Here is a 22,578-nt window from a genome sequence, read left to right as displayed (position 1 = left end):
ATGCTCGCGGAATGGTCCCGCCGGGCCGCACCGCGAAGGAGTAGGACATGACTGAGATCACACGCGACGTCGCCATCGTGGGCGCCGGACCGACCGGCCTGCGGGCGGCAGCCGACCTGACCGCACAGGGCGTCACGGTCGCCGTCCTGGAGGCACGGGATCGCGTGGGAGGCCGCACCTGGACGGACGACGTCGACGGCGCGCGGCTCGAGATCGGCGGACAGTGGGTCTCGCCCGATCAGGACGCGCTGCTCGAGACGCTCGACGAGCTCGGACTCGACACGTTCGACCGATACCGCGAGGGCGACAGCCTCTACATCTCGAAGGCCGGAGAGCTCACGCGCTTCACCGGCGACATCTTCCCCGTCGCGCCCGAGACCGAGGCGGAGCTCGTGCGGATCATCGCGAAGCTCGACGCGCTCTCCGCCGAGATGGACCCCGAGCGCCCGTGGGAGCACCCGCGCGCCGAGGAGCTCGACCGGATCTCGTTCGACGCGTGGCTCGCAGCCGAGACCGACGACCAGGAGGCGCGTGACAACATCGCGCTCTACATCGGTCCCGCAATGCTCACGAAGCCCGCGCACGCCTTCTCCATCCTGCAGGCCATGCTGATGGCATCGAGCGCCGGCAGCTTCTCGAACCTCGTCGACGCCGACTTCATCCTCGACAAGCGCATCGTCCAGGGCATGCAGGCCGTCTCGGAGGGCCTCGCCGAGCGCGTCGGCGACGACGTCTACCTGAAACAGCCCGTGCGTCGGATCCGCTACGACGAGAACGGCGTCGTCGTGACGAGCGACGGCATGACGGTCCGCGCGAAGCGCGTCGTGCTCGCGCACGCGCCGGTGCTGTACAGCCGGATCACCTTCGATCCGCCCCTGCCGCGTCGGCAGCACCAGATGCACCAGCACCTCTCGATGGGCTTCGTCATCAAGGTCCACGCGGTGTACGACCGCCCGTTCTGGCGCGACGCGGGCCTCTCGGGAACCGTGTTCAGCCCCTACCAGCTGTGCCACGAGGCGTACGACAACACGAATGACGGCGACGAGCGCGGCACGCTCGTGGGCTTCGTCTCCGACATCGACGCGGACGGCGTGTTCGCGCTGTCCGCGGAAGAGCGCCGCGAGCGGATCCTCGACTCCCTCGCCGCGTATTACGGTCCCGAGGCGAAGAATCCCGTCGTGTACTACGAGAGCGACTGGGGGACCGAAGAGTGGACCCGCGGGGCGTACGCCGCGAGCTTCGACCTCGGCGGTCTCCACCGCTACGGCGCGGACGTGCGCACACCGGTCGGCCCGATCCATTTCGCCTGCAGCGACATCGCCGGCGCGGGCTTCCAGCACGTCGACGGCGCCATCCGCATGGGCCGGCTCACGGCGCAGAATCTGATCACGGAGATCGGCGCCTGATCCCGCTGCGGCGGATCGAGCCCGACCACCTCATCGTCAAGGAAGACACATGAGCGACAACGCACCAGGACGCGGCACCGCCGTGAGCGGCTCGACGGGAGCCCAGCCGGGCCTCATCACCGAGATCATCTCGAGCAAGGGCCTCGCGGTCGGAGCCGTCGGGCTGTTCGGAGCGACGGTCATCGGCGTCTCCACGGTCGCCCCGGCGTACACGTTCACGATCTCGCTGGGCCCAGCGGCCGCAGAGGTCGGAACGCACGCACCGGCCGTCATCCTGCTGGGGCTCATCCCGATGCTCCTCGTCGCGCTCGGCTACCGCGAGCTCAACTCGGCGATGCCCGACTCCGGCACCACCTTCACCTGGGCGACACGCGCCTTCGGGCCCTGGGTGGGGTGGATGGCGTCGTGGGGGCTCGTCGTCGCGACAGTGCTCGTGCTGTCGAACCTCGCGGCCGTCGCCGTCGACTTCTTCTTCCTCCTGATCTCGCAGCTGGCAGGGGATCCGGCGATCGCCGCCCTCACCTACAACCCCGTCATCAACGTCGCCGTGTGCCTGCTGTTCATGACGGGCGCGGCGTACCTCGCGTTCCGCGACATGAAGGAGTCGAAGGTCTTCCAGGCCGTGCTCGTCGGCTTCCAGCTCGTCATCCTGCTCGCATTCGCGACGATCGCCATCATCAAGGCGGTCTCCGGCGGCGTCGCCACGGCGATTCCCTTCGAATGGTCCTGGTTCGACCCGTTCACTGCGGGCGGCCTCTCCGCGGTCGTCGCCGGGCTCTCGGTGTCGATCTTCATCTTCTGGGGATGGGACGTCGTCCTCACGATGAACGAGGAGACGATCGACCCGTCCCGCACGCCGGGTCGGGCGGCGACCCTGACCGTGTCGATCGTCGGCCTGCTGTACCTGTTCCTCGCGGTCGCGCTGACGATGTACGCGGGCGTCGGAGACAGCGAGGGCGGGCTCCTGCACGACGGCGTCGTCCAGAACGTGTTCTTCGGCCTCGCCGACTCGATCCTCGGACCGTTCGCCTTCCTCATCTCGCTCGCGGTGCTGCTCAGCTCGGTGTCCTCGCTGCAGTCGACCATCATCGGGCCGGCCCGCACGCTGCTTGCGATGGGGCACTTCAAGGCACTGCCGGCGCGATTCGACACGGTGAACACCACGCACAAGACGCCTGCCTTCGCGATCGTCGTGTCGGTCTCGGTCGCCGGCGGCTTCTACGCGATCATGCGCTTCGTCAGCGAGAACGTGCTGTGGGACACCATCCTCACGCTCGGCATGATGGTGTGCTTCTACTACGGGCTGACGGCGTTCGCGTGCGTCTGGTATTTCCGCCGCCAGTGGTTCGACTCCGCGCGCTCCTTCGTCTTCAAGCTCCTCGCGCCGCTCGTCGGCGGGATCATCCTCCTGGCGATGTTCGTCCTGACGATCCGGGACGCGCTGAACCCGGCCTACGGCTCCGGTGAGCACATCGCGGGGATCGGCATCGTCGGACTGCTCGGGATCCTGATCATCGGCATCGGCGTCGTGGTCATGGTCGTCATGGCGATCCGGCAGCCCGACTTCTTCCGCGGCAAGGTGCTTGCCATCCACGCAGCAGAGAGCGAGAAAGCGACACGATGAACCTCTACGCAGTCGTCGACCCCGCCACGGGCGAGACCGTTTCGACCTATCCGACGGCGACCGACGCCGACATCCAGGAGGCGCTCGCGGCAGCGCAGGGGGGCTTCGACGCCTGGCGCGGGACGCCCGTCGCAGAGCGCGCCCACGTCGTGCGCCGCATCGCCGAGCTCCACCGCGAGCGCCGTGACGAGCTCGCCGCGGTGATCGTGCGCGAGATGGGCAAGCCCCTCGACGCCGCGACGGGCGAGGTCGACTTCGCCGCCGACATCATCGAGTTCTACGCCGACAACGCCGAGAAGATCACCGCGGATCAGCCGATCGACGTCGTGGGCGAGGGGACGGGCGTCGTGCGCCGTGCGCCGCTCGGGGTGCTGCTCGGCATCATGCCGTGGAACTTCCCCGCCTACCAGGTCGCGCGCTTCGCGGCCCCGAACCTCATCAACGGCAACGCGATCATCCTGAAGCACGCCCCGCAGTGCCCGGAGTCCGCCGCGATCCTCACCGAGATCTACGCCGCCGCAGGGCTACCGGCGGGCGGGTACGTCAACGTCTACGCGACGAACGAGCAGGCGGCGACGATCATCGCCGATCCGCGCGTCCAAGGGGTCTCGGTCACGGGGTCCGAGCGCGCCGGGTCCGCCGTGGCGGCGCTTGCGGGCCAGCACCTCAAGAAGGTCGCGCTGGAGCTCGGCGGATCGGATCCGTTCCTCGTGCTGTCGACCGACGACCTCGACGCCGTGGTGCAGAGCGCCGTCGATGCGCGCCTCGACAACAACGGCCAGGCATGCAACGGGGCGAAGCGCTTCCTCGTGATCGACGCGCTGTACGACGCGTTCGTCGAGAAGTTCTCGGCCGCGATGGCCGCGGCGAAGCTGGGCGATCCGATGGCGGAGGACACCGTGCTCGGGCCGTTGTCCTCGCTCGCGGCGGCGGAGCGGCTCGAGGAGCAGGTCGACCGGGCCGTGGCGCAGGGCGCGCAGGTCGCCGCTGGCGGTGCGCGCGAGGGCGCGTTCTTCCCGGCGACGGTGCTCACGGGGGTGACGCCGGAGATGGATGCCTACCGCGAGGAGCTGTTCGGACCGGTCGGCGTCGTGTATCGCGTGGCCGACGAGGCCGAGGCGGTGCGCGTCGCGAACGACACGCCATTCGGGCTCGGGTCGTACGTGTTCACGACCGACCCCGAGCAGGCGCAGCGCGTCGCCGACCAGATCGATGCCGGCATGGTCTACGTCAACTGCGTCCTCGCCGACAGCGCGGAGCTGCCGTTCGGCGGGGTCAAGCGCAGCGGCACCTCGCGTGAGCTCGGCCTGCTCGCGGCCGATGAGTTCGTCAACAAGAAGCTCGTCCGCGTGGCGTGACCCACGAACGCACACGAACCCTGCGGGCGCACATGACAAATCATGTGCGCCCGCAGGGTTCGTGTGCGTTGGCGGACGCGCGTCAGTAGGACGCGCGCCGCGTGCCGTCGTCGTCGATGAACGTCGTCGCCAGTGCCTCCGCACCGCGGGCCGCGAGCGACACGTCTGCGCCGACGAGGACGAACTCTGCGCCCTGCTCGACGTAGGCCCTCGCGGTCTCCGGCACGAAGGCGTTGACGCCCACGGGGGTGCCGGACGCCTGCACGCCCGCGAATGCGCGCGCCACGGCGGCCATGACGTCGGGGTGCGTCTGCTGCCCGATGAGCCCCATCGAGGCCGCGAGATCGCTCGGTCCGACGAAGACGCCGTCGACGCCTTCGACGGCGCCGATCGCCTCGGCATGCTCGACGCCCGCGAGCGATTCGATCTGCACGATGACCGACACGTACTCGGTCGCGTTCTGAAGGTAGTCGCCGGCACGGTTCCACCGGCCCGACCGCGCGAGCGCGTTGCCGATGCCGCGGTGGCCGCGCGGCGGATACGACGCGTGCGCGACGGCCTCCTCGGCCTCGGCACCGGATCCCACCATGGGCACCATGATCGTCTGCGCGCCGAGGTCGAGCACCTGCTTGATCCACACGGCGTCGTTCGCGGGGACTCGCACGACCGTCGTGATGTCGTAGGCGGCCGCGACCTGCAGCTGCAGCTGCACGCTCTCGAGCGTGTTCGGTCCGTGCTCCATGTCGATCATCAGCCAGTCGAGCCCGGATCCCGCCATGATCTCTGCCATGACGGGGGACCCCGAGCACACCCACCCGCCGAAGATCGCGCGATCCGACACCGCGATCCGGTGGCGCAGCGTTCCGTTCACTCGAAGCGACATGCGATGGTTCCCATCGATCCGTAGTCGGCGAGCACGGTGTCGCCCGGGTGCACCCACATGGGGCGCGTGAAGGATCCGGCGAGCACGATCTCGCCCGCCTCGAGACGGTCGTCGTGCTGCGACAGCTTGTCGGCGAGCCACGCGACGCCCATCGCGGGGTGGTTGAGCACGGCGGCCGCCACGCCCGACTCCTCGATGGTCTCGTTGCGGTAGAGCAGGGCGGAGACCCAGCGGAGATCGACGTCGTGCGGCCTCGTCGGGTTGCCGCCGAGGACGATGCCGCCGAGGGCCGCGTTGTCGCTGATCGTGTCGACGATCGTGCGGCCCTCCATCTCGATACGGCTCGAGAGGATCTCGAGGGACGGGATCACGTAGTCGGTGGCCTGCATGACGTCGAAGATCGTCGTGTGCGGACCCGCGAGCGGCTTCCCGAGCACGAAAGCCAGCTCGACCTCGATGCGCACGCCCGTGTACTGGGCGTGCTCGATGACCGAGCCGTTCTCGTGCACCTGGTCGGCGAAGATCGCGCCGTAGTCGGGCTCGCTGATGCCGGTCGCCGCCTGCATCACCTTGCTCGTCAGGCCGATCTTGCGTCCCACGAGGCGGCGACCGGCGTCGACGCCGCGGCGCCGCCACTCGTTCTGCACCGCGTAGGAGTCCTCGACCGTCATCTCGGGGAAGCGCCGGGTGAGAAGCGGGATCATCGTACGGTCCTGCTCCGCGGCGGCCAGCTCATCGGCGATCGCGGAGATCTGGGCGGAGGAGAGGCTCATCAGAGCTGGTGCCCCATCTTGTACTCGCCCTTCTTCCAGTCGGGCAGCTCCTCGTCATCGTCCCCGCGCGTGTACGAGAAGCCGTCGGCGCCGATCGTGACCGCCATCTCGCTGCTGTCGGTGCGCGCGACGAGGGGCTGCGGGTTGCCGTCGAGGTCGAGCACGAGGGAGGCCTCGGTGTACCAGCTCGGGACGACCGGGTTGCCCCAGAAGTCGCGTCGCTGGTTGTCGTGGACGTCCCATGTGACGACCGGGTTGTCGGGGTCGCCCGTGTAGTAGTCCTGCGTGTACACCTCGACGCGGTGGCCGTCTGGGTCGCGCAGGTACAGGTAGAACGCGTTCGACACCCCGTGGCGGCCGGGGCCGCGCTCGATCATGTCGCTGCGGCGCAGGGCGCCGAGCTTGTCGCAGATCGCGAGGATGTTGTGCTTCTCGTGGGTCGCGAAGGCCACGTGGTGCATGCGCGGGCCGTCGCCGCCCGTTGCGGCCGTGTCGTGCACGGTCGGCTTGCGGCGCATCCACGCGGCGTAGACGGTGCCGGCCTCGTCCTGGATGTCCTCCGTGACGCGGAAACCGAGGTCCTGGTAGTGGCGCACGGCGCGGGGCACGTCGGGCGTGACCTGGTTGAAGTGGTCGAGGCGCACGAGCTCGCCGGGTCCCTGCAGGTCGTAGCGCCATGACAGCCGCTCGACGTGGTCGGCGGCGTGGAAGAACTCGTACGGGAAGCCGAGCGGATCCTCGACGCGCACGGAGTCGCCGATGCCCTTCGTGAAGCCGTCGGTGCGGCGGATCACCCGGCAGCCGAGCTCCTCGTAGAAGGCGACGGCCCTGTCGAGGTCCTCGGGGGTGCGCACGCGGTAAGAGAATGCGGCGACGCCCGCGATCGGGCCCTTGCGGAGCACGAGGTTGTGGTGGATGAACTCCTCCGTCGAGCGGAGGTAGACGGCCTCGTCGTCCTCCTCGGTGACGTGCAGGCCGAGGATGTCGACGTAGAACGCGCGGCTCGCCGCGAGATCCGTCACGACGAGATCCATGTACGCGCACCGAAGGATGTCGGGGGCGGGCGCCTGCGGTGTCGTCACGGCGTCGGCGGCGTGGATGGGAGCCTCCTGCGACACGAAGAAGCCCGACGAGGTCTTCGTCCCGCGGCGGTCGGTCGGCTGGGAATCAGTCGTCATGTCAGCGTCCTTGCTCTCTGTCGTGGGGGTCAGGCCTTGCCGAAGCTCGGGTTGTGCACCGCGCCGAGCGTGATGTGCACGGCCTGCTGGTCGGTGTAGAAGTCGATCGAACGGTAGCCGCCCTCGTGGCCGAGACCCGAGGCCTTGACGCCGCCGAACGGGGTGCGCAGGTCGCGCACGTTGTTCGAGTTGAGCCACACCATTCCGGCTTCGATCGACTGCGCGACGTTGTGTGCGCGCTTCAGATCGTTCGTCCAGAGGTAGGCGGCGAGGCCGTAGCGCGTGTCGTTCGCGAGAGCGAGGGCCTCCTCCTCCGTGTCGAACGGCGTGATCGCGACGACGGGTCCGAAGATCTCCTCCTGGAAGATGCGGGCGTCCGGCGAGACGTCGGCGAACACCGTCGGCGAGACGAAGTTGCCCTCGTCGAAGCCCTCGGGGCGGCCGCCGCCGGCGACGAGGCGTCCCTCGCCCTTGCCGATCTCGACGTAGCTCATGACCTTGTCGTAGTGCTCGGGGTGCACGAGGGCGCCGACCTCGGTCGCGGGGTCGTCGGGATAGCCGACCCGCACGCGCTTCGCCTGCGCCGCGTATCGCTCGACGAACTCGTCGTAGACGTCGCGCTGGACGAGGATGCGCGACCCGGCCGTGCAGCGCTCGCCGTTGAGCGAGAAGACGCCGAAGACGCACGCGTCGATCGCGGCGTCGAGGTCGGCGTCGGCGAAGACGATGGCGGGCGACTTGCCGCCGAGCTCCATCGAGAGGCCCTTCAGGTACGGGGCCGCATTGGCGAAGATGAGCTCGCCCGTCTTCGACTCGCCCGTGAACGAGATGAGCGGCACATCGGGGTGCTTCACGAGAGCGTCGCCCGCGTCCTCGCCCAGGCCGTTGACGAGGTTGAACACGCCCTCGGGGAGGCCGGCCTCTTCGAAGATGCCCGCCCAGAGCTGGGCCGACAGCGGCGTGAACTCGGCCGGCTTCAGCACGACGGTGTTGCCCGTCGCGATCGCGGGGCCGAGCTTCCAGGACTCGAGCATGAACGGCGTGTTCCACGGCGTGATGAGGCCCGCGACGCCGATCGGCTTGCGGTTGACATAGTTGATCTGGCGGCCGGGCACCTTGAACGTGTCGTCGGACTGCGCGACGATCAGGTCGGCGAAGAACCGGAAGTTCTCGGCGGCGCGGCGGGCCTGGCCCGTGGCCTGCGTGATCGGCAGGCCCGAGTCGAACGACTCCATCTGGGCGAGCTGCTGGTCGCGCGACTCGACGATGTCGGCGATCCGGTGCAGGACGCGCGAGCGCTCGCGGGGGAGCATCCGGGGCCAGGGGCCCTCCTCGAAGGCCGTCTTCGCGGCGGCGACGGCGGCCTCGACATCGGCCTTCTTGCCGGCGGCGGCCTGGATGTAGGTCCTGTTCGTGACGGGGTCGAGCACATCGAACGTGTCGCCGTCGATCGAGTCGACGAATCGGCCGCCGATGTAGTGCTGGATCCGCTCGGGCAGGCCCTGCGGCAGCGTGCGCTGGTGGTCGGTCATGACGTGTCTCCTCGTCATCGGGGATGGTGGGGCGGAAGGTCAGCGGGAGTCGCGGTCGTCGAGATAGGCGTTCATCGTGCGCCAGCGGTGCTCGCGGGCGGCCGTCTCGATCTCGATCGGGTCCGCGCCCGCGCGGGCGAGGGCCAGGATCCCGTCGTGCTCGTCGACGGAGGCCTCGGCGCGGCCGGGCACGAACGCGAACGTCGAGTCGCGCACGTTGTTGAGGCGGGACCATCCGCGCCGCACGAGCTCGAGCAGATGCGGGTTGGGGCACGCCTCGAAGAGGATCGTGTGGAAGCGCTCGTTCAGCACGGTGAACCGGTGCGGATCGAAGTGCGAGAGCAGGTCGCGCATGCGGCCGTTGACGACATCGGCCTGGTCGAGCGCGTCGTCACCGAGGTGCGGTGCCGCGAGGGCCATCGCCGCGCCCTCGAGCACGCCCAGCGTCTGCATCGCCCAGACGTACTCGTTCGGATCCGCGAGGGCGACGCGCGCGCCGACGTTGCGCTCGTAGGTCACGAGCCCCTCGGCCTCGAGGCGGCGGATGGCCTCGCGCACGGGGACGACGCTCATATCGAGGTCGCGGGCGAGGTCCCCGAGCACGAGCCGGTAGCCCGGCCCGAACTCGCGCGTCGAGATGCGTTCCACGAGCCACGCGTACGCACGCTCCGACTTGCTGAGCACCTGCGAAGTGTCCATGACGTCAGCTGCCGCCGGTCTCGGCGACGTATCGGGCGCGCCACTCGGCATTCATGGGGAACAGCCCGTCGACCGGTGCCCCGTTCCTGACCTGCTCGCCGATCCACTCGTCCTCGTCCTCCTGCGCGAGGGCGTCGTCCACCGCCTCCTCGGCGAGGGCGGGCGGGATCACGATGACGCCGTCGTCGTCTCCGACGATGATGTCGCCCGGCTGCACGGCGGCGCCGCCGCAGGCGATCGTGACGTCGCTGTCCCACGGGACATGCAGTCGTCCGAGCACGGCGGGGTGGCCGCCCTGCGCGAAGACGGGCAGGCCGAACGAGGCGACGAGGTCGGAGTCGCGCACGCCGCCGTCGGTGACGATGCCGGCGGCGCCGCGGGCCTGGGCGCGCAGTGCGAGGATGTCGCCGAGCGTGCCCGAACGGCGCTCGCCGCGGGCTTCGATCACGATGACCTCGCCCTCGCGGACGGAGTCGAAGCAGCGCTTCTGAGCGTTGTAGCCGCCGCCGTGGCTGGCGAAGAGATCTTCGCGGAGCGGGATGAAGCGCAGCGTCCGCGCGACGCCGACGAGCTTCTGGCCCGGGGCGAGCGGCTGGACGCCGTCGATGAAGCAGCTGCGGATGCCGCGCCGGCGGAGCTGCTGAGACAGTCCCGCGACGGGGCACCTCTCGAGCTTCTCGCGGAGCGCCGGATCCAGGCCGGGGGCGCCCTCTGCGGGGAGGCCCGCCGCCGCGCGCGACCCCCATGCCTCCTCGCGCTGGAGGTCGTTCACGCTCGGCAGGGAGCCGATCGCGGGGTCGAAGTCGCCCGCGCCTTCGACGACGGTCGAGACGAGGCGCCCCGTCGTGGGCGCGCCCTCGGCGGTCGGCGCGTCGACCTCGACCTCGACGGTGTCGCCGGGGACGGCGACCGACGAGCCGGCGGGGGTTCCCGTGACGATGATGTCGCCCGGCTCGAGCGTGAGGTGCTGCGAGAGGTCGGCGATGAGCTGCGCGAACGGGAAGATCATGTGGTCGTCGGCCGTCGTGTCGTCCTGCACGAGGTCGCCGTTTCGCCACGTGCGCACCCGGAGCGCGTCGGGGGAGACGGCGCGGGCGTCGATGACGCCCGGCCCGATGGGCGTGTAGCCGTCGCGGCCCTTGTTGCGCACGTTCGATCCCTTGTCGTTCGCGCGGAGGTCGTAGAGACCCCAGTCGTTCGCGGCGGTGACCCAGCCGACGTGGCGCCAGGCATCGTCCTGCGAGATGCGGCTCCCGGCGGTGCCGATGACGAGCGCGACCTCGCCCTCGAAGGCGAGCAGCTCGGTGCCCGCGGGGCGTGCGACCTCGGAGCCGGAGGCGGCGAGGGAGCTCGCGGGCTTGAGGAAGTACGAGGGGTGCGCGGGGCGGCGGCCGCGCTGGGCGGCGCGGGACTCGTAGCTGAGGTGCACCGCGATGATCTTGCCGGGAGCGAGCGGGAGCGCGGAGAAGCGCGGGTCGGACTCGGTGGTCATGGGCGCCCTTGCCTTTCATGTCTCAGGTCGTATTCGAAATCGTATATCATCGGTCCGCACCCCACAAGAGGGCATCCGGCGTCGACACCACGCGACGCCCACGCCCGCTCGCGGTCGGCTCCGGCCGGGCCGCACCACCGACATCCTCTACAAAGGAGTGATCGATGTCAGCAGCATCACCGCATCTCACCTCCACCGGAACCATCTCGGGCACGGCGGATCGCCGCCGTGTCGCGTTCGCCACCGTCGCCGGCACGACGGTCGAGTGGTACGACTACTTCATCTACGCGATGGCCGCGGGGCTCGTGTTCGACCGCCTGTTCTTCGCGCCGGCCGGCGACGGGCTCGCGACGATCCTGTCGTTCGCGACGGTGGGCATCAGCTTCCTCTTCCGCCCCCTCGGCGCGTTCCTCGCCGGTCACTTCGGCGACCGGATCGGGCGCAAGCCCGTCCTCGTCATGACCCTGATCCTGATGGGCGTGGCCACCGCCCTCGTCGGCTTCCTGCCGACCTACGCGCAGGCGGGCGTCTGGGCGCCGATCCTGCTCATCCTTCTGCGCATCGTCCAGGGCGTCTCGGCCGGCGGCGAGTGGGGAGGCGCCGTGCTCATGGCCGTCGAGCACGCCCCCGCGAACCGCCGCGGGATCTTCGGCGCGATGCCGCAGATCGGCGTGCCGATCGGCCTCCTCCTCGCGAGCGGGATGATGCAGCTGATGGACCTGCTGTTCCCGGGCGATGCCTTCCTCGAGTGGGGATGGCGCGTGCCGTTCCTCTTCAGCATCGTGCTGATCGTGCTCGGCTACTGGATCCGCCGCGGCGTCGAGGAGAGCCCCGTCTTCGCCGAGATCGCCGAGCGGAAGGAGCAGACGAAGGCGCCCATCGTGAAGCTGTTCGCGCAGTACACGCCGCTGGTGATCCTCGCCGCGCTCGTCTTCGCGGGCAACAACGCGATCGGCTACATGACGACGGGCGGCTACATCCAGAACTACGGCACGGCCGAGCTCGGGCTCGACCGCGGCCCGGTGCTCGCGGCCGTCACCCTGTCGGGCGCGAGCTGGCTCGTGTTCACGGCACTCGCGGGCTTCGTGAGCGACCTCATCGGACGTCGCACGACCTACATCGTGGGCTACATCCTGCTCGGCATCGGCGCGGCCGTCGCGTTCCCGATCGTGAACATCGGCACGACCGGGTCCCTCACGACGGCGCTCCTGATCCTCACTGTGGGGCTCGGCTTCACCTACGGCGCGCAGTCAGCCTGGTACACCGAGCTGTTCCCGTCGTCCGTGCGGTTCTCGGGCGTCTCGATCTCCTACGCGATCGGATCCATCGTCGGCGGGGCGTTCTCTCCCACGATCGCGGCTTGGATCTTCGCCGAGACGGGCGAGGCGACGAACATCGGCTACTACCTCGTCGGCATGGCGGCGCTCGGCCTCGTCGCCTCGATCCTGCTGCGCAACCGCAACGGCATCAACCTGCGGCCCGCGGCGGAGGAGGAGCAGCGCGCGGGCATCTATCTGTGGCAGACGCCCGGCAGATGACGAGCAGCGCCCGCGCAGAGGCGCCGTCCCGGGTCGACCGGGACGGCGCCTCTGCGCGGTGCGGGGTCAGTCGTGCGACACGGCGGTCTTCCGGTTCACGCGGATGACCTCCTCCTGGTACGGCGCGATGACCCGGCCCGAGATGCGCAGGTCGACCATGAGGAACGGGCGATCGGCGACCGGCTGCGCCGCCCACTCCGCGACGCGGTCGAGATCGGCGAGCTCCCGGACGACGAGACCTTCGGCGCCGACCGCCTCGCCGAGCGCCGCGAAGCTGACATCGGGGATCATCATCGGTCGCTCGTCGAGGCCGAACACGCCATAGAGATTGACCTCGGCGCCGTAGGCGCCGTCGTTCCAGACGACGCACATGCCGCGCCCGCGCGCGGTGCGTACGGCGGTCTCGAGGTCGGCGAGCGCCATGAGCCCGCCGCCGTCGCCGCTCACGAGGATGATCGTCGAGTCGGCGTCGGCGGCCACCGCGCCGGCGACGCTCGGGAACCCGAGCCCGATCGACTGGTACGCCGTGCCGACCATCACCATGCGACCGGGATCGGCGACGGGCCAGAACATGTTCGGCCACGCCATGTAGTGGCCGCCGTCGCTCACGACGACGCGCTCGTCCGGGATGAGCTCGGCCAGGCGCGCGGTCGCGGCGCGGGGATCCAGCAGGCCGTCGGCCGCGAACTCGCCCTCGACGACCTGCTCGCGCAGGGCCGCGGCATCGACCTGGTCGCGCCAGCCGGATCCGGGTCCCTCGCCGAGCGTCTCGCGCAGCAGCTCGGCGACCACGCGCACGTCGCCGCGCAGGTAGGTGTTGACCCGCGGGTGCGTGGCGGATCCGGCCGTGTCGACCTGGATGACGTGGGTGTCGGGCGAGAACAGGTCGCCGAAGCGCATCGTGAACTGATTGAGGGAGGCGCCGAAGACGACGACGACATCGGCGGTGCGGACGAGGTCCATGGCCCCGGGGGCGCCGAAGCCGCCCGTGACGCCGAGATCGTACCGGGTCTCCGGGAAGACGCCGCGACCGAGCGCGGACGACGATGTCACGGCGCCCGTGCGATCGGCCAGAGCGCCGAGCGCCTCCGAGGCGTCGGCCAGCCACGCGCCGCGACCTCCGACCAGGAGGGGGCGCTCCGCCGTCTTCAGCAGGTCTGCGGTGCGCTGGATCGCGGCGCGGGTCGCGTCGTCGGGCTGGACCGTCGCGGGCGAGAGGATCGAGGGCAGCGGGGAGGGCAGGTCGCCCGCATCGAGCGTCGGGACGTCGTAGGGGAGCGCGAGCACGACGGGGCGGCGCTTCTCGAGCGCGTGCTCGATCGCGAGAGTGACGGTCGCGACGGCGTCGAGGCGGCCGACCGTATAGGTGCGCACCCCGACGCCCGAGGCCAGGGCGATCTGATCGACGTCCCACGGTCGCGCGCCCGTCGTGGGCTCGTCGCCGACGACGAGGACGAGGGGGATCCGCGCGAGCGACGACTCCGCGAGCGCCGTGAGCGCATTGGTGAACCCGGCGCCGTACGTCGTGGTCGCCGCGGCGATGCGGCGCGAGACGCGGTAGTGCGCATCGGCGGCGACGACCGAGCCGGCCTCGTGGCGCACGGCGGTGTAGGTGGCGCTCGTCTCGCCCAGGAGGGCGTCGAGCAGATAGGCGTTCCCGTTGCCCATGACGCCGAAGACGTGATCGACGTGGTGGGCGAGGGCGGCGGCGACGTGCTGAGCGACAGAGGGCATGGTGATGCCTTTCGTGAGACGTATGACGGAGGGTGTCCGTATATGTCTCACGGCTCGGCCGCTTCGTGCTCCTTTTTCAAGCACCGGTGCTCGTCGTCGAGTGCCGGACGGACATGATCATAACCGCATCCGACGAGGGCGGGCGACGGGCCTGCCGCTCCCGTGATCAGGGCTCGGCGCGCAGGAGGCGGGCGACGTGCTCTCCGACGACGACCGCTGCCGCATAGGGGCCACGGGAGGGCGCGCGGGGAAGGATCGCCGTGTCGGCGACGCGCAGCCCGCGCACTCCGCGCACGCACCCGTGGGAGTCGACGACCGCGCCGAGCGGCGCGGATCCGCAGGTGTGGAGGGCGGTGCCGAGATGTGCGCGGATCCACGCGTCGAGCGCGCGATCGTCGTCGAGAGCGGCGATCAGCGACGTGTCGACCTCGGCGACGAGTCCGGCGAACGCGTCGGCTCGCAGGAGCTCCACGGCCAGACGCGCGCCCGCGCGCAGGCGGCCGAGATCCTCCGCGTGCGCGAGATAGCCGTAGTCGATCGCGGGATCCTCGCGCGGGTCCGCCGAGCGGAGCGCGATCGTCCCGCGGCTGCGTGCCGCGTGCAGTGTGACGAGGAGCTGGAGCGCGGGATCCTGGAGGGCGCCGGGTGCGCCCGTCCGCAGATATGCGGGCGGCTTGACGGAGAGGAGGATCTCGAGGTCGCCGTCGGGGAGCGCGCCGGCCCGCAGGGAGGTGGGAAGAGCGAACGGCTCGTCGGCGGACCCGACGGGGCGCGTGGTGCGCACATCGATCGCGATGCTCGGATGATCGTCGAAGGCGCGCCCGACGGGGAGATCGGCGACGACGGGGACGCCGACCTCGTCGAGATGCCCGGCCGGCCCGATGCCCGAGGCGAGGAGCAGACGGGCGGACCCGAGCGCCCCGGCGCACAGAACGACGTCGTCGGCGGGGATGACGCCGGAATCCGTCTCCACCCCCACCGCGCGATCGCCGTCGAATGCGATGCGCAGGGCGCGCTGATCGCCGCGGACCTCGAGGCGCCGCCGCGCCTCGGGCGTCAGGTACGCGCGGTCGATGCTCACGCGCTCGCCGCCCGCGAACGTCGACGGCACGGGGCCCGCACCGGGCGGTCGCCCGGCGTTCCGGTCGGGCTCGGCGGGGAAGCCGCGCTCGGCGCACGCCGCGAGGAACGCGGCCGATGCGGGGTTCGACTGCGGCGTCGGCGCGACGCGCACGGGGCCGTCGCGGGTGATGTCGTCGATCACGGCCGTGAGCGCCTCCGCCGACCATGCGGGTCCGCCCGCCCGCTCCCAGGCCGCCAGGTCGCTGGCACGCGGCAGCGTGAAGGCGCCGCCGTTGATGAGCGTCGACCCTCCGACTCCGCGTCCGCGCGCGACCGCGTAGGGCCGACTCGCCGTGAGGTGCGCGGGGTGCGCCCAGTTGGCGGCGTGAGCGGGATCGGCGCCGCGCAGCGCGGATCCGTCGCGCAGGCCGGCATCGTCGGACGCGCCGTCTGCTCCGGCCTCGAGCAGGACGACCGAGCGGCGCGGGTCGTCGCTGAGCCGGACGGCGAGGGGGATGCCCGCCGCGCCCGCCCCCACGACGACCGTGCGGATCACGGCGCGGCCTCGACGAGCACGTCGTCGAAGGCGTCGAACGCCTCGCCGAGCACGGCGCCGAGCGATGCGGATCCGCCGTCGAGCCAGCTCTCGTAGGCCGCGATGCACACCCCGAGGCACGCGCCGGCGACCGCCTGCGGGACGAGGGCCCGCGCGTCGTAGGGCGTTCGGGTCGCGACGAAGTCGGCGACCACCTGCTGCCATGCGGCGTATCGCAGTGCCGAATGCGCGCGGAGCGCCGGGACGTGCAGGAGCAGGCGCATGCGCTCGCGATGGATGTGCGCCGTCTCGGGCGGGAACGAATTGAACTCGATGACGGCGGCGCGCAGGGCCTCGCGCACGGGCACGTCGACGGGCACGCGCGCGAGGTGCGATCTCAGGCGGTCGAGCATCCCGTCGAAGTCACCCCACGGAAGGTCGTTCTTCGACGGGAAGTAGCGGAACAGCGTGCGGCGCGAGACGCCGGCGGCGTCGGCGATGTCGTCCATCGTCGTCTCCTCGAAGCCCCGTTCGACGAACAGCTCGAGCGCGACCGTGCCGAGCTCGCCGTGCGAGACGCGGCGGGCGCGTCCCCGCGATCTCGGCGGTGATCCGCCCGGCATGACCTGATGCATGGAGGCCATCGTGTCGGATGCTTCCTGCCAGCGGAAGGGATCTTCCATCCGGCACTCGGTGTCAATACGCTCGCGACCAGTCAGGTGACCGCCGACGCAGTCGATACCGGAGGAGAACGACATGGACAACGACGTCACGCAGGAGCCGAACGACGACCTCATCGCCGACGACGCCCTCGTCGAGGAGGTCTCGATCGACGGAATGTGCGGTGTCTACTGATGGACCCCGATCGCGCCTGGCGCCTCGACCCGCAGGTGTCGGTGCGGCCTGAGCCGTTCGGCGCGCTGCTGTACCACTTCGGCACACGCAAGCTCTCGTTCCTCAAGGACCGCACACTGCTCGACATCGTCGAGCGCCTCGCCGACGCGCCGTCGGCCCGCGCCGCGCTCGCCGCCGTCGGGGTCGCCCCCGAGCGCGAACGCGCCTACCTCAGCGCTCTCGAGACCCTGCGCCGATCGCACATGCTGCAGGAGAGGACGTCATGACCATCGCACCCCCCGAGGCGAAGCCGCAGCGCCTCGTCGACCACTTCGAGCACGGCCTCGACGCGCCGATCTGCCTCACGTGGGAGCTCACGTACGCGTGCAACCTCTCGTGCATCCACTGCCTGTCGGCCTCCGGCAGAAGGGATCCGCGCGAGCTGACGACTGCGGAGTGCAAGGAGATCATCGACGAACTCGAGCGGATGCAGGTCTTCTACGTCAACATCGGCGGCGGCGAGCCCACCGTGAGGAGCGACTTCTGGGAGCTGCTCGACTACGCCACGAGCCACAGCGTGGGGGTGAAGTTCTCGACGAACGGCGTCAAGATCACCCCGGAGGTGGCGGAGCGCCTCGCCGCCAACGACTACGTCGACGTGCAGATCTCGCTCGACGGCGCGACGGCGGAGGTCAACGACGCCATCCGCGGCGGGCGCTCGTACGACATCGCGATCCGCGCGATGGAGAATCTCCGCGCGGCCGGAATGGAGAACTTCAAGCTGTCGGTCGTGTGCACGCGCACGAACATCTCGCAGCTCGACGAGTTCAAGGCGCTCGCCGATCGGTACGGGGCCCAGCTGCGGCTCACGCGCCTGCGCCCCGCGGGGCGCGCGACCGACGTGTGGGACGACCTGCACCCGACGGCGGACCAGCAGCGCGAGCTCTACGACTGGCTGGTCGCGCACGGCGAGGACGTGCTGACGGGCGACTCGTTCTTCCATCTCTCCGCGTACGGCGAGTCGCTTCCGGGTCTCAATCTGTGCGGTGCGGGGCGCGTCGTGTGCCTCATCGACCCGATCGGCGACGTGTACGCGTGCCCGTTCGCGATCCACGACGAGTTCCTGGCCGGCAGCGTCCGGGACGACGGCGGCTTCACCGATGTCTGGCGCACCTCCGAGCTGTTCCAGCGACTGCGTCAGCCGCAGTCGGGCGGGGCATGCACGTCGTGCCAGTTCTTCGACGCGTGCAAGGGCGGCTGCATGGCGGCGAAGTTCTTCACGGGCCTGCCGCTCGACGGCCCCGACCCCGAGTGCGTGCGAGGATTCGGCGAGCAGGCGCTCAAGGACAAGCAGATGTCCGACGCCCCGAAGCCGATGGGCGACCACTCGCATCGCACGAGTCCGCCGCGTCCGCGCGACGGCATGGGGCCCGTGCAGGTGACGATCGGGCGCCGGCCCGACGCTCCGCGCCCGCCCGTCAGCGCGTGCGAGGAGGATCCGCTCGCGGGATTCCGCCCGCCCGTCGGATGAGCCCGCTGCTCGCCGATCGCGCCTGGCCGGAGGTGGACGGACCGCCCCTCGTCATCCCTGTCGGATCCCTCGAGCAGCACGGGCCGCACCTGCCGCTCGACGTCGACACGGTGATCGCGACGGCCGTCGCGCGCGATCTCTCCGCCCGGTGGGAGGGATCCGTGTGCGCGCCCGCGATAGCGCTCGGGGCGAGCGGCGAGCATCAGGGGTTCCCCGGCACGGTCTCGATCGGCTCGGAGGTGCTCGCCGCCGTCGTGCGCGAGGTCGCGCGCTCGGCGAGCGCCTGGGCCGGCCGCATCGTGTTCGTCAGCGGGCACGGCGGCAATGCACCCGCGCTGGCCGGGGCGATCCCCGAGCTGCGGGCGGACGAGGAGCGCGACGTGTCGTGGGTGCCGTGCGCGCCGGATCCGCGTCTCGGTGTCGCGGACGCGCACGCGGGCCGCCTCGAGACCTCGATCCTGCTGCATCTCGATCCCGCGCGCGTTCGGACGGAGCGGGCGGCGCCGGGGCGGACGGAGCCGATCGCCCGCCTCCTGCCCGAGCTGCGGGCCGGCGGGGTGCGCGCGGCCTCTCCGAACGGCGTGCTGGGAGATCCCACGGGCGCATCGGCCGCGGAGGGTGCGGAGCTGCTGCGGTCCATGCGCGATCGCGCATGGGAGCGCGTGCGCTCGGGCCTCGTCCGCTCCGATGGCATGTGCGCGCCGACCGGCGAGTGAGCGTCGTCAGCCCCGGACGATGCGGGGGAGCAGAGCGCGCAGGCTGCGGCCGCGGACGACGCTCGTCCAGACCCCCGTCCCGTAGGCGACGTCGTCGAGACGACGGGCGAGGGCGAAGCGCACGGGGTCGAGGCGCGGGCGCAGTCGGGCGTATTCGACGGCGGCGTCGGCGACGCCTGCGACGACGACGATGCGCCGCGCGCGGCGCGAGAGCAGCGCGGCCACGGCCGCGACGGGCCACCAGTGGCGCAGCACCAGCGCGGATCCCTGCGTCAGCGTCGCGGCGGCGCTGCGGGCCGTGAGGTCGAGAGCGAGCGACCACGGACGCGCGATGTGCGCGATCCGCCTGGCGTTGCGGACGACGGTCACGGCGAGGATCCCCGCGGCGCCGACGGTCGCCCACGGCCGCTGGAGCGCGACGAGTGCGAGCAGGGCGACGCCCCAGAGGGGGAGGATCGCGGGCGCGACGTGTCCGGGATGGCGGACGGCGAGGAGGTGGGCGCCCGTTCCGTAGAAGCGCTTGCGCGCGGCCCAGGCGGCGATGCGCGTGCGGTGGTCGTGGCGCACGGCCGCGGACGGCTCGAATCGGATGCGCAGCCCGTGCTCCACGAGCCGCCACACGAGATCGACGTCCTCGCCGACGCGCAGCGCGGCGTCGAATCCCTCGCCGAGGAGGTCGACGCGACCCACGAGGCACGTGCTCGACACCCAGCTGACGGGCGTCCCGGGGCGCACGAGCGCGGCGTCGTCGCCGAGGTCGAGCGAGCTGCGCGCGTCCTCGTAGCGGGTGAGGGCGTTGGGCGCCTCCGTCGGCGCGCCGACGACGCGCGGCGCGACGAGCGCGACGCGCGGATCCGCCGTGTGTCGCAGCAGGGTCGCGAGGGCGCCCTCCTCGAGCGTCACGTCCGAATCGACGAACGCGACGAAGCGCGTCGCCACCCGGGAGAGCCCGAGGTTGCGCGCCGCCGCAGGCCCGCCGTTCGTCTCCCGTCGCACGAGCGTCGCGCGATGGCGGCGCGCGGCGTCGGCGATGCCGAGCCCGTCGCGGGAGGCGTCATCGACGACGATCGTCTCGGCGACGCCTCCCGGGATGCTCGCGAGCAGTCGCGTGAGCTGCCGCGCGCGGTCGTGCACGGGGACGACGACGGTCAGCTCGCCGAGATCCACCGGGGGAAGCCTCGCGGCGATGGGATCCGCGAGGCCCGACGCGACCAGCAGCTCCGCGAGGCGCCGCGTGCGGGCGTCGCGGACGACGAGCTCACCCGAGGTGATCAGCCGCGCGGCCGCGGGCGTCAGGCGCGTAACGCGTGTCGGCGCCCCGCCCACGAGCACGCGTCCGCTCTCGCGCACGCGCGTGCGCGACGCGAGCCGCACGACGAACCCATCGGGCAGGCGCGTCCCCGTCATGCGATCCCGGCGAGCACCCGATCGGCCTCGTCGACTCGGGTCGCGTGGGGCGAGCCGAACTCGCGGGTGAAGCCGTCGGGGATCCACAGGTCGCCGCGGCCGAGCTGGGCGACGGCGTCGTGGCCGAGCCCGTAGAGCGCGGAGTCGAGCCCCGCGCGCAGGATGTCGAGCACGTTCTCGACGCCGGCCTGGCCGTTCGCCGCGAGCCCCCAGAGCGAGGCGCGACCGATGAGGACGGCCTTCGCGCCGAGCGCGAGCGCCTTCGCGACGTCGCCGCCGCGACGCACGCCGCCGTCGAGCAGCACGTCGACCTCGTCGCCGACGGCATCGGCGATCGCGGGGAGCATGCGGACTGCGGCGGGGATCCCGTCGATGTTGTTGCCGCCGTGGTTCGACACCGAGATCGCCGACACGCCCGCGTCGACGGCGCGGCGCGCGTCGTCGAGGCGCGAGATGCCCTTGAGGAGGAACGGGCCGTCCCACTGATCGCGGAGCCAGGCGATGTCCTCCCACGTCGGGGGAGGCGTCTGCATCCACTCGCCGTACGCCCCGAAGAACGTCGGCGGCTCCTCGCCGTCTGTCGCGAGGTTCGGTGTCGTGAGGTCGGGAACGCCCCCTGACCGCACGAAGTCCCACAGCCACTGCGGGCGTCGGAGGGCCTGCGGGGCGAAGCGCAGCGCGGCGCGCGGCGTGAGCTTCTCGGGGATCCACGGGCTGCCCCAGTCGCGTCCGTTCGAGAACGTCCAGTCGACGGTCGCGATGACCCCGACGGCCCCCGCGGCGCGCGCGCGCTCGAGGCGCTTCACCATGCGCTCGCGCGTCCCCATCCAGTAGGTCTGGTAGAACGTGTGCGCGTTCGCGGCGGCGACCTCCTCGACGGGCCGGCTCGCGAACGAGCTGAGTCCCATGATCGTCCCGCGGGCAGCGGCCGCGCGGGCCACCGCCGTCTCGCCTTCCGGATGCACCGCCTGCACGCCCGTCGGCGAGATGATCACGGGCAGGTCGATGTCGATGCCCATCACGCGCGTGCCGAGCCGGCGCTCCGCGGACAGATCCGCGATATGCGGCGCGAGGCCGAGCTCCGCGAACGCGTCGAGATTGTCCTGATACGTGAGGCCGCGCTCGGACCCCGCGAGGAGCGCGCCGTACACCGAGCGCGGAAGCCTGCGCTGGGCCCGTCGCTGCGCTTCGGCGACCGTCTCGAACCATCCGCCGCTCATCGCGCGGCGCCTTCATGTGTGCAACCCATGATGGGTGGACCTCCGGATCTGCGGCACCGTCGCCGCGGGGCGAGCCTATTGGCACCGAGTGTCACGATCAGCCGGTCTTTCGCCTGGCGGGAGGGCCTCACGCCGCCGTCGAGGGGCGCCCCTGCGCGGACGGCGCGCCGAGCGTGCGGGAGATCGCGCGCGCCGTCGACGTGAGCGCCGGGAGCAGCGAGTGCGGCGAGGCCGTGTGCGACGGCACCGTGATGCCGAGCGCCGCGATGAGTCGATCGCGCGGGCCGCGCACCGGCACCGCGACCGCGCTCGCGTCGGGCGTGATCGAGTCCTCCACGACCGCCATGCTCGTGCGCCGGACCTCCGCGAGACGTCGGTTCAGCTCGTCGGCGGTCGCGATCGTCTTCGGAGTGAAGCGCTTGAGGGGGGATCGCAGCACCTCCTCGCGGAACTGCGGCGACGCGAACGCGAGCAGCACGAGCCCCGTGCCCGTCGCGTGCAGCGGCCAGCGCCCGCCCAGACGGCTCAGGACCCGCGCGCCCTGCCGCGCCCGCATCGACTCGACGTACACGACATCGTGCCCGTCGCGCACCGCGAGATGCACGTTGGCGTTCGTCGCCTGCTGCAGATCGCCGAGGTAGGGCCGCGCGACGTCGCGCAGTCGCAGGCCCTGCGGCTCGAGGCCCCCGAGTTCGAGGATCCGCATGCCGATCGCATAGTTTCCGTCCTTCGAGCGCTCGAGAGCGCCCCACCGCTTGAGCTCGCCGACGAGCCGGTGCGTCGTGCTGAGGCTCAGATCGGCGCGGCGGCTGATCTCGCTGAGGCTGAGGACGAGGTGGTCCTGGTCGAACACCTCCAGGATCGCCAGCACGCGCTGGGCCGCCGTCATGCGCTCGGTTCGTGGGTGGTGAATCTCGCTGATGGTCATCGTCGACCGGCCTCCATCGGGGGTGGGGTTGAGCTGCGGACCTCGCTGTCCGGCGCTCAAGCTACCCGCCGCTTCCGCCCTCCGGAAGACGATCACCGAAATCGTCGCCAATATTGCGTGCATCCTTT

General features: G+C 71.2%; 20 protein-coding genes. 8 read left to right on the top strand and 12 right to left on the bottom strand.

Annotated elements, in window-relative coordinates:
* Positions 1-47 precede the first annotated feature (47 nt).
* Genes KOL93_RS11525 through KOL93_RS11515 form a run of 3 tightly spaced genes read left to right on the top strand, consistent with a single transcriptional unit; the run spans position 48 to position 4,388 of the window.
* Positions 48-1,406 (top strand): flavin monoamine oxidase family protein, encoded by a 1,359-nt coding sequence (locus KOL93_RS11525; RefSeq protein ID WP_221585498.1) that lies wholly within the window; start codon positions 48-50, stop codon positions 1,404-1,406.
* A gap of 49 nt (positions 1,407-1,455) precedes the next feature.
* The gene (locus tag KOL93_RS11520) at positions 1,456-3,030 is read left to right on the top strand and encodes an APC family permease (RefSeq protein WP_221585497.1); all 1,575 of its coding nucleotides are present in this window, start codon (positions 1,456-1,458) and stop codon (positions 3,028-3,030) included.
* Positions 3,027-4,388, top strand: coding sequence for an NAD-dependent succinate-semialdehyde dehydrogenase (locus KOL93_RS11515; RefSeq protein WP_221585496.1), 1,362 nt, complete (start codon positions 3,027-3,029; stop codon positions 4,386-4,388). Before KOL93_RS11520 ends, KOL93_RS11515 begins: the two co-directional genes overlap by 4 nt.
* A gap of 82 nt (positions 4,389-4,470) precedes the next feature.
* On the opposite strand, the gene KOL93_RS11510 is transcribed toward KOL93_RS11515, so the two are convergent.
* From KOL93_RS11510 to KOL93_RS11485, 6 genes are read right to left on the bottom strand one after another with little or no spacing between them, the layout of a single operon-like run.
* Positions 4,471-5,271 carry an HpcH/HpaI aldolase family protein gene (locus KOL93_RS11510; RefSeq protein ID WP_221585495.1) on the bottom strand — a complete coding sequence of 267 codons (801 nt, stop codon included), beginning with the start codon at positions 5,269-5,271 and terminating at the stop codon, positions 4,471-4,473.
* Positions 5,256-6,044, bottom strand: coding sequence for a fumarylacetoacetate hydrolase family protein (locus tag KOL93_RS11505; RefSeq protein WP_221585494.1), 789 nt, complete (start codon positions 6,042-6,044; stop codon positions 5,256-5,258). Before KOL93_RS11505 ends, KOL93_RS11510 begins: the two co-directional genes overlap by 16 nt.
* Positions 6,044-7,222 (bottom strand): 3,4-dihydroxyphenylacetate 2,3-dioxygenase, encoded by a 1,179-nt coding sequence (gene hpaD, locus KOL93_RS11500; protein ID WP_221585493.1) that lies wholly within the window; start codon positions 7,220-7,222, stop codon positions 6,044-6,046. Before hpaD ends, KOL93_RS11505 begins: the two co-directional genes overlap by 1 nt.
* Positions 7,223-7,251: 29 nt before the next feature.
* The gene (hpaE, locus tag KOL93_RS11495) at positions 7,252-8,754 is read right to left on the bottom strand and encodes a 5-carboxymethyl-2-hydroxymuconate semialdehyde dehydrogenase (protein ID WP_221585492.1); all 1,503 of its coding nucleotides are present in this window, start codon (positions 8,752-8,754) and stop codon (positions 7,252-7,254) included.
* Positions 8,755-8,793: 39 nt separating this feature from the next.
* A complete protein-coding gene (locus tag KOL93_RS11490) occupies positions 8,794-9,453 on the bottom strand; it encodes a GntR family transcriptional regulator (protein WP_221585491.1) in 660 nt (219 codons plus the stop codon).
* A gap of 4 nt (positions 9,454-9,457) precedes the next feature.
* Positions 9,458-10,945: a fumarylacetoacetate hydrolase family protein gene (locus tag KOL93_RS11485; protein ID WP_221585490.1), complete on the bottom strand. Its 1,488-nt coding sequence runs from the start codon at positions 10,943-10,945 to the stop codon at positions 9,458-9,460.
* 164 nt (positions 10,946-11,109) lie between these two features.
* Between KOL93_RS11485 and KOL93_RS11480 the strand changes: the two genes are divergently transcribed.
* Positions 11,110-12,483: an MFS transporter gene (locus tag KOL93_RS11480; protein WP_221585489.1), complete on the top strand. Its 1,374-nt coding sequence runs from the start codon at positions 11,110-11,112 to the stop codon at positions 12,481-12,483.
* 66 nt (positions 12,484-12,549) lie between these two features.
* Here the strand turns inward: KOL93_RS11480 and KOL93_RS11475 are convergent, their stop codons facing one another.
* From KOL93_RS11475 to mftR, 3 genes are all read right to left on the bottom strand, one after another.
* On the bottom strand, positions 12,550-14,217 hold the full coding sequence (locus tag KOL93_RS11475; RefSeq protein ID WP_221585488.1) for a thiamine pyrophosphate-binding protein: 1,668 nt from the start codon (positions 14,215-14,217) through the stop codon (positions 12,550-12,552).
* Between the two features lie 166 nt (positions 14,218-14,383).
* Entirely contained in the window at positions 14,384-15,835 is a 1,452-nt protein-coding gene (locus KOL93_RS11470) for a GMC family oxidoreductase (protein WP_221585487.1), read from the bottom strand.
* Entirely contained in the window at positions 15,832-16,458 is a 627-nt protein-coding gene (gene mftR / locus KOL93_RS11465; RefSeq protein ID WP_221585486.1) for a mycofactocin system transcriptional regulator, read from the bottom strand. Before mftR ends, KOL93_RS11470 begins: the two co-directional genes overlap by 4 nt.
* A 112-nt stretch (positions 16,459-16,570) precedes the next feature.
* Between mftR and mftA the strand changes: the two genes are divergently transcribed.
* The 4 genes from mftA to mftE are packed head-to-tail and all read left to right on the top strand — an operon-like array spanning position 16,571 to position 18,895.
* Positions 16,571-16,669 carry a mycofactocin precursor MftA gene (mftA, locus tag KOL93_RS11460; RefSeq protein ID WP_221585485.1) on the top strand — a complete coding sequence of 33 codons (99 nt, stop codon included), beginning with the start codon at positions 16,571-16,573 and terminating at the stop codon, positions 16,667-16,669.
* Positions 16,669-16,935 carry a mycofactocin biosynthesis chaperone MftB gene (gene mftB, locus KOL93_RS11455; protein ID WP_221585484.1) on the top strand — a complete coding sequence of 89 codons (267 nt, stop codon included), beginning with the start codon at positions 16,669-16,671 and terminating at the stop codon, positions 16,933-16,935. Before mftA ends, mftB begins: the two co-directional genes overlap by 1 nt.
* Entirely contained in the window at positions 16,932-18,179 is a 1,248-nt protein-coding gene (gene mftC, locus KOL93_RS11450) for a mycofactocin radical SAM maturase (RefSeq protein ID WP_221585483.1), read from the top strand. The genes mftB and mftC overlap by 4 nt, the downstream gene beginning before the upstream one ends.
* Complete coding sequence (gene mftE / locus KOL93_RS11445; protein WP_221585482.1) at positions 18,176-18,895, top strand: mycofactocin biosynthesis peptidyl-dipeptidase MftE; 720 nt, start codon at positions 18,176-18,178, stop codon at positions 18,893-18,895. Before mftC ends, mftE begins: the two co-directional genes overlap by 4 nt.
* Before the next feature lie 6 nt (positions 18,896-18,901).
* Here the strand turns inward: mftE and mftF are convergent, their stop codons facing one another.
* The 3 genes from mftF to KOL93_RS11430 form a co-directional block, all read right to left on the bottom strand.
* Positions 18,902-20,302: a mycofactocin biosynthesis glycosyltransferase MftF gene (gene mftF / locus KOL93_RS11440; RefSeq protein WP_221585481.1), complete on the bottom strand. Its 1,401-nt coding sequence runs from the start codon at positions 20,300-20,302 to the stop codon at positions 18,902-18,904.
* The gene (mftD, locus tag KOL93_RS11435) at positions 20,299-21,522 is read right to left on the bottom strand and encodes a pre-mycofactocin synthase MftD (RefSeq protein ID WP_221585480.1); all 1,224 of its coding nucleotides are present in this window, start codon (positions 21,520-21,522) and stop codon (positions 20,299-20,301) included. The genes mftF and mftD overlap by 4 nt, the downstream gene beginning before the upstream one ends.
* Before the next feature lie 127 nt (positions 21,523-21,649).
* Entirely contained in the window at positions 21,650-22,450 is an 801-nt protein-coding gene (locus tag KOL93_RS11430) for an IclR family transcriptional regulator (RefSeq protein WP_221585479.1), read from the bottom strand.
* Between the last annotated feature and the right edge of the window lie 128 nt (positions 22,451-22,578).

The sequence above is a fragment of the Microbacterium salitolerans genome, assembly GCF_019720895.1.
In the GTDB taxonomy this organism is placed as follows: domain Bacteria; phylum Actinomycetota; class Actinomycetes; order Actinomycetales; family Microbacteriaceae; genus Microbacterium.
This window is presented reverse-complemented; position numbering and strand designations above follow the sequence as displayed.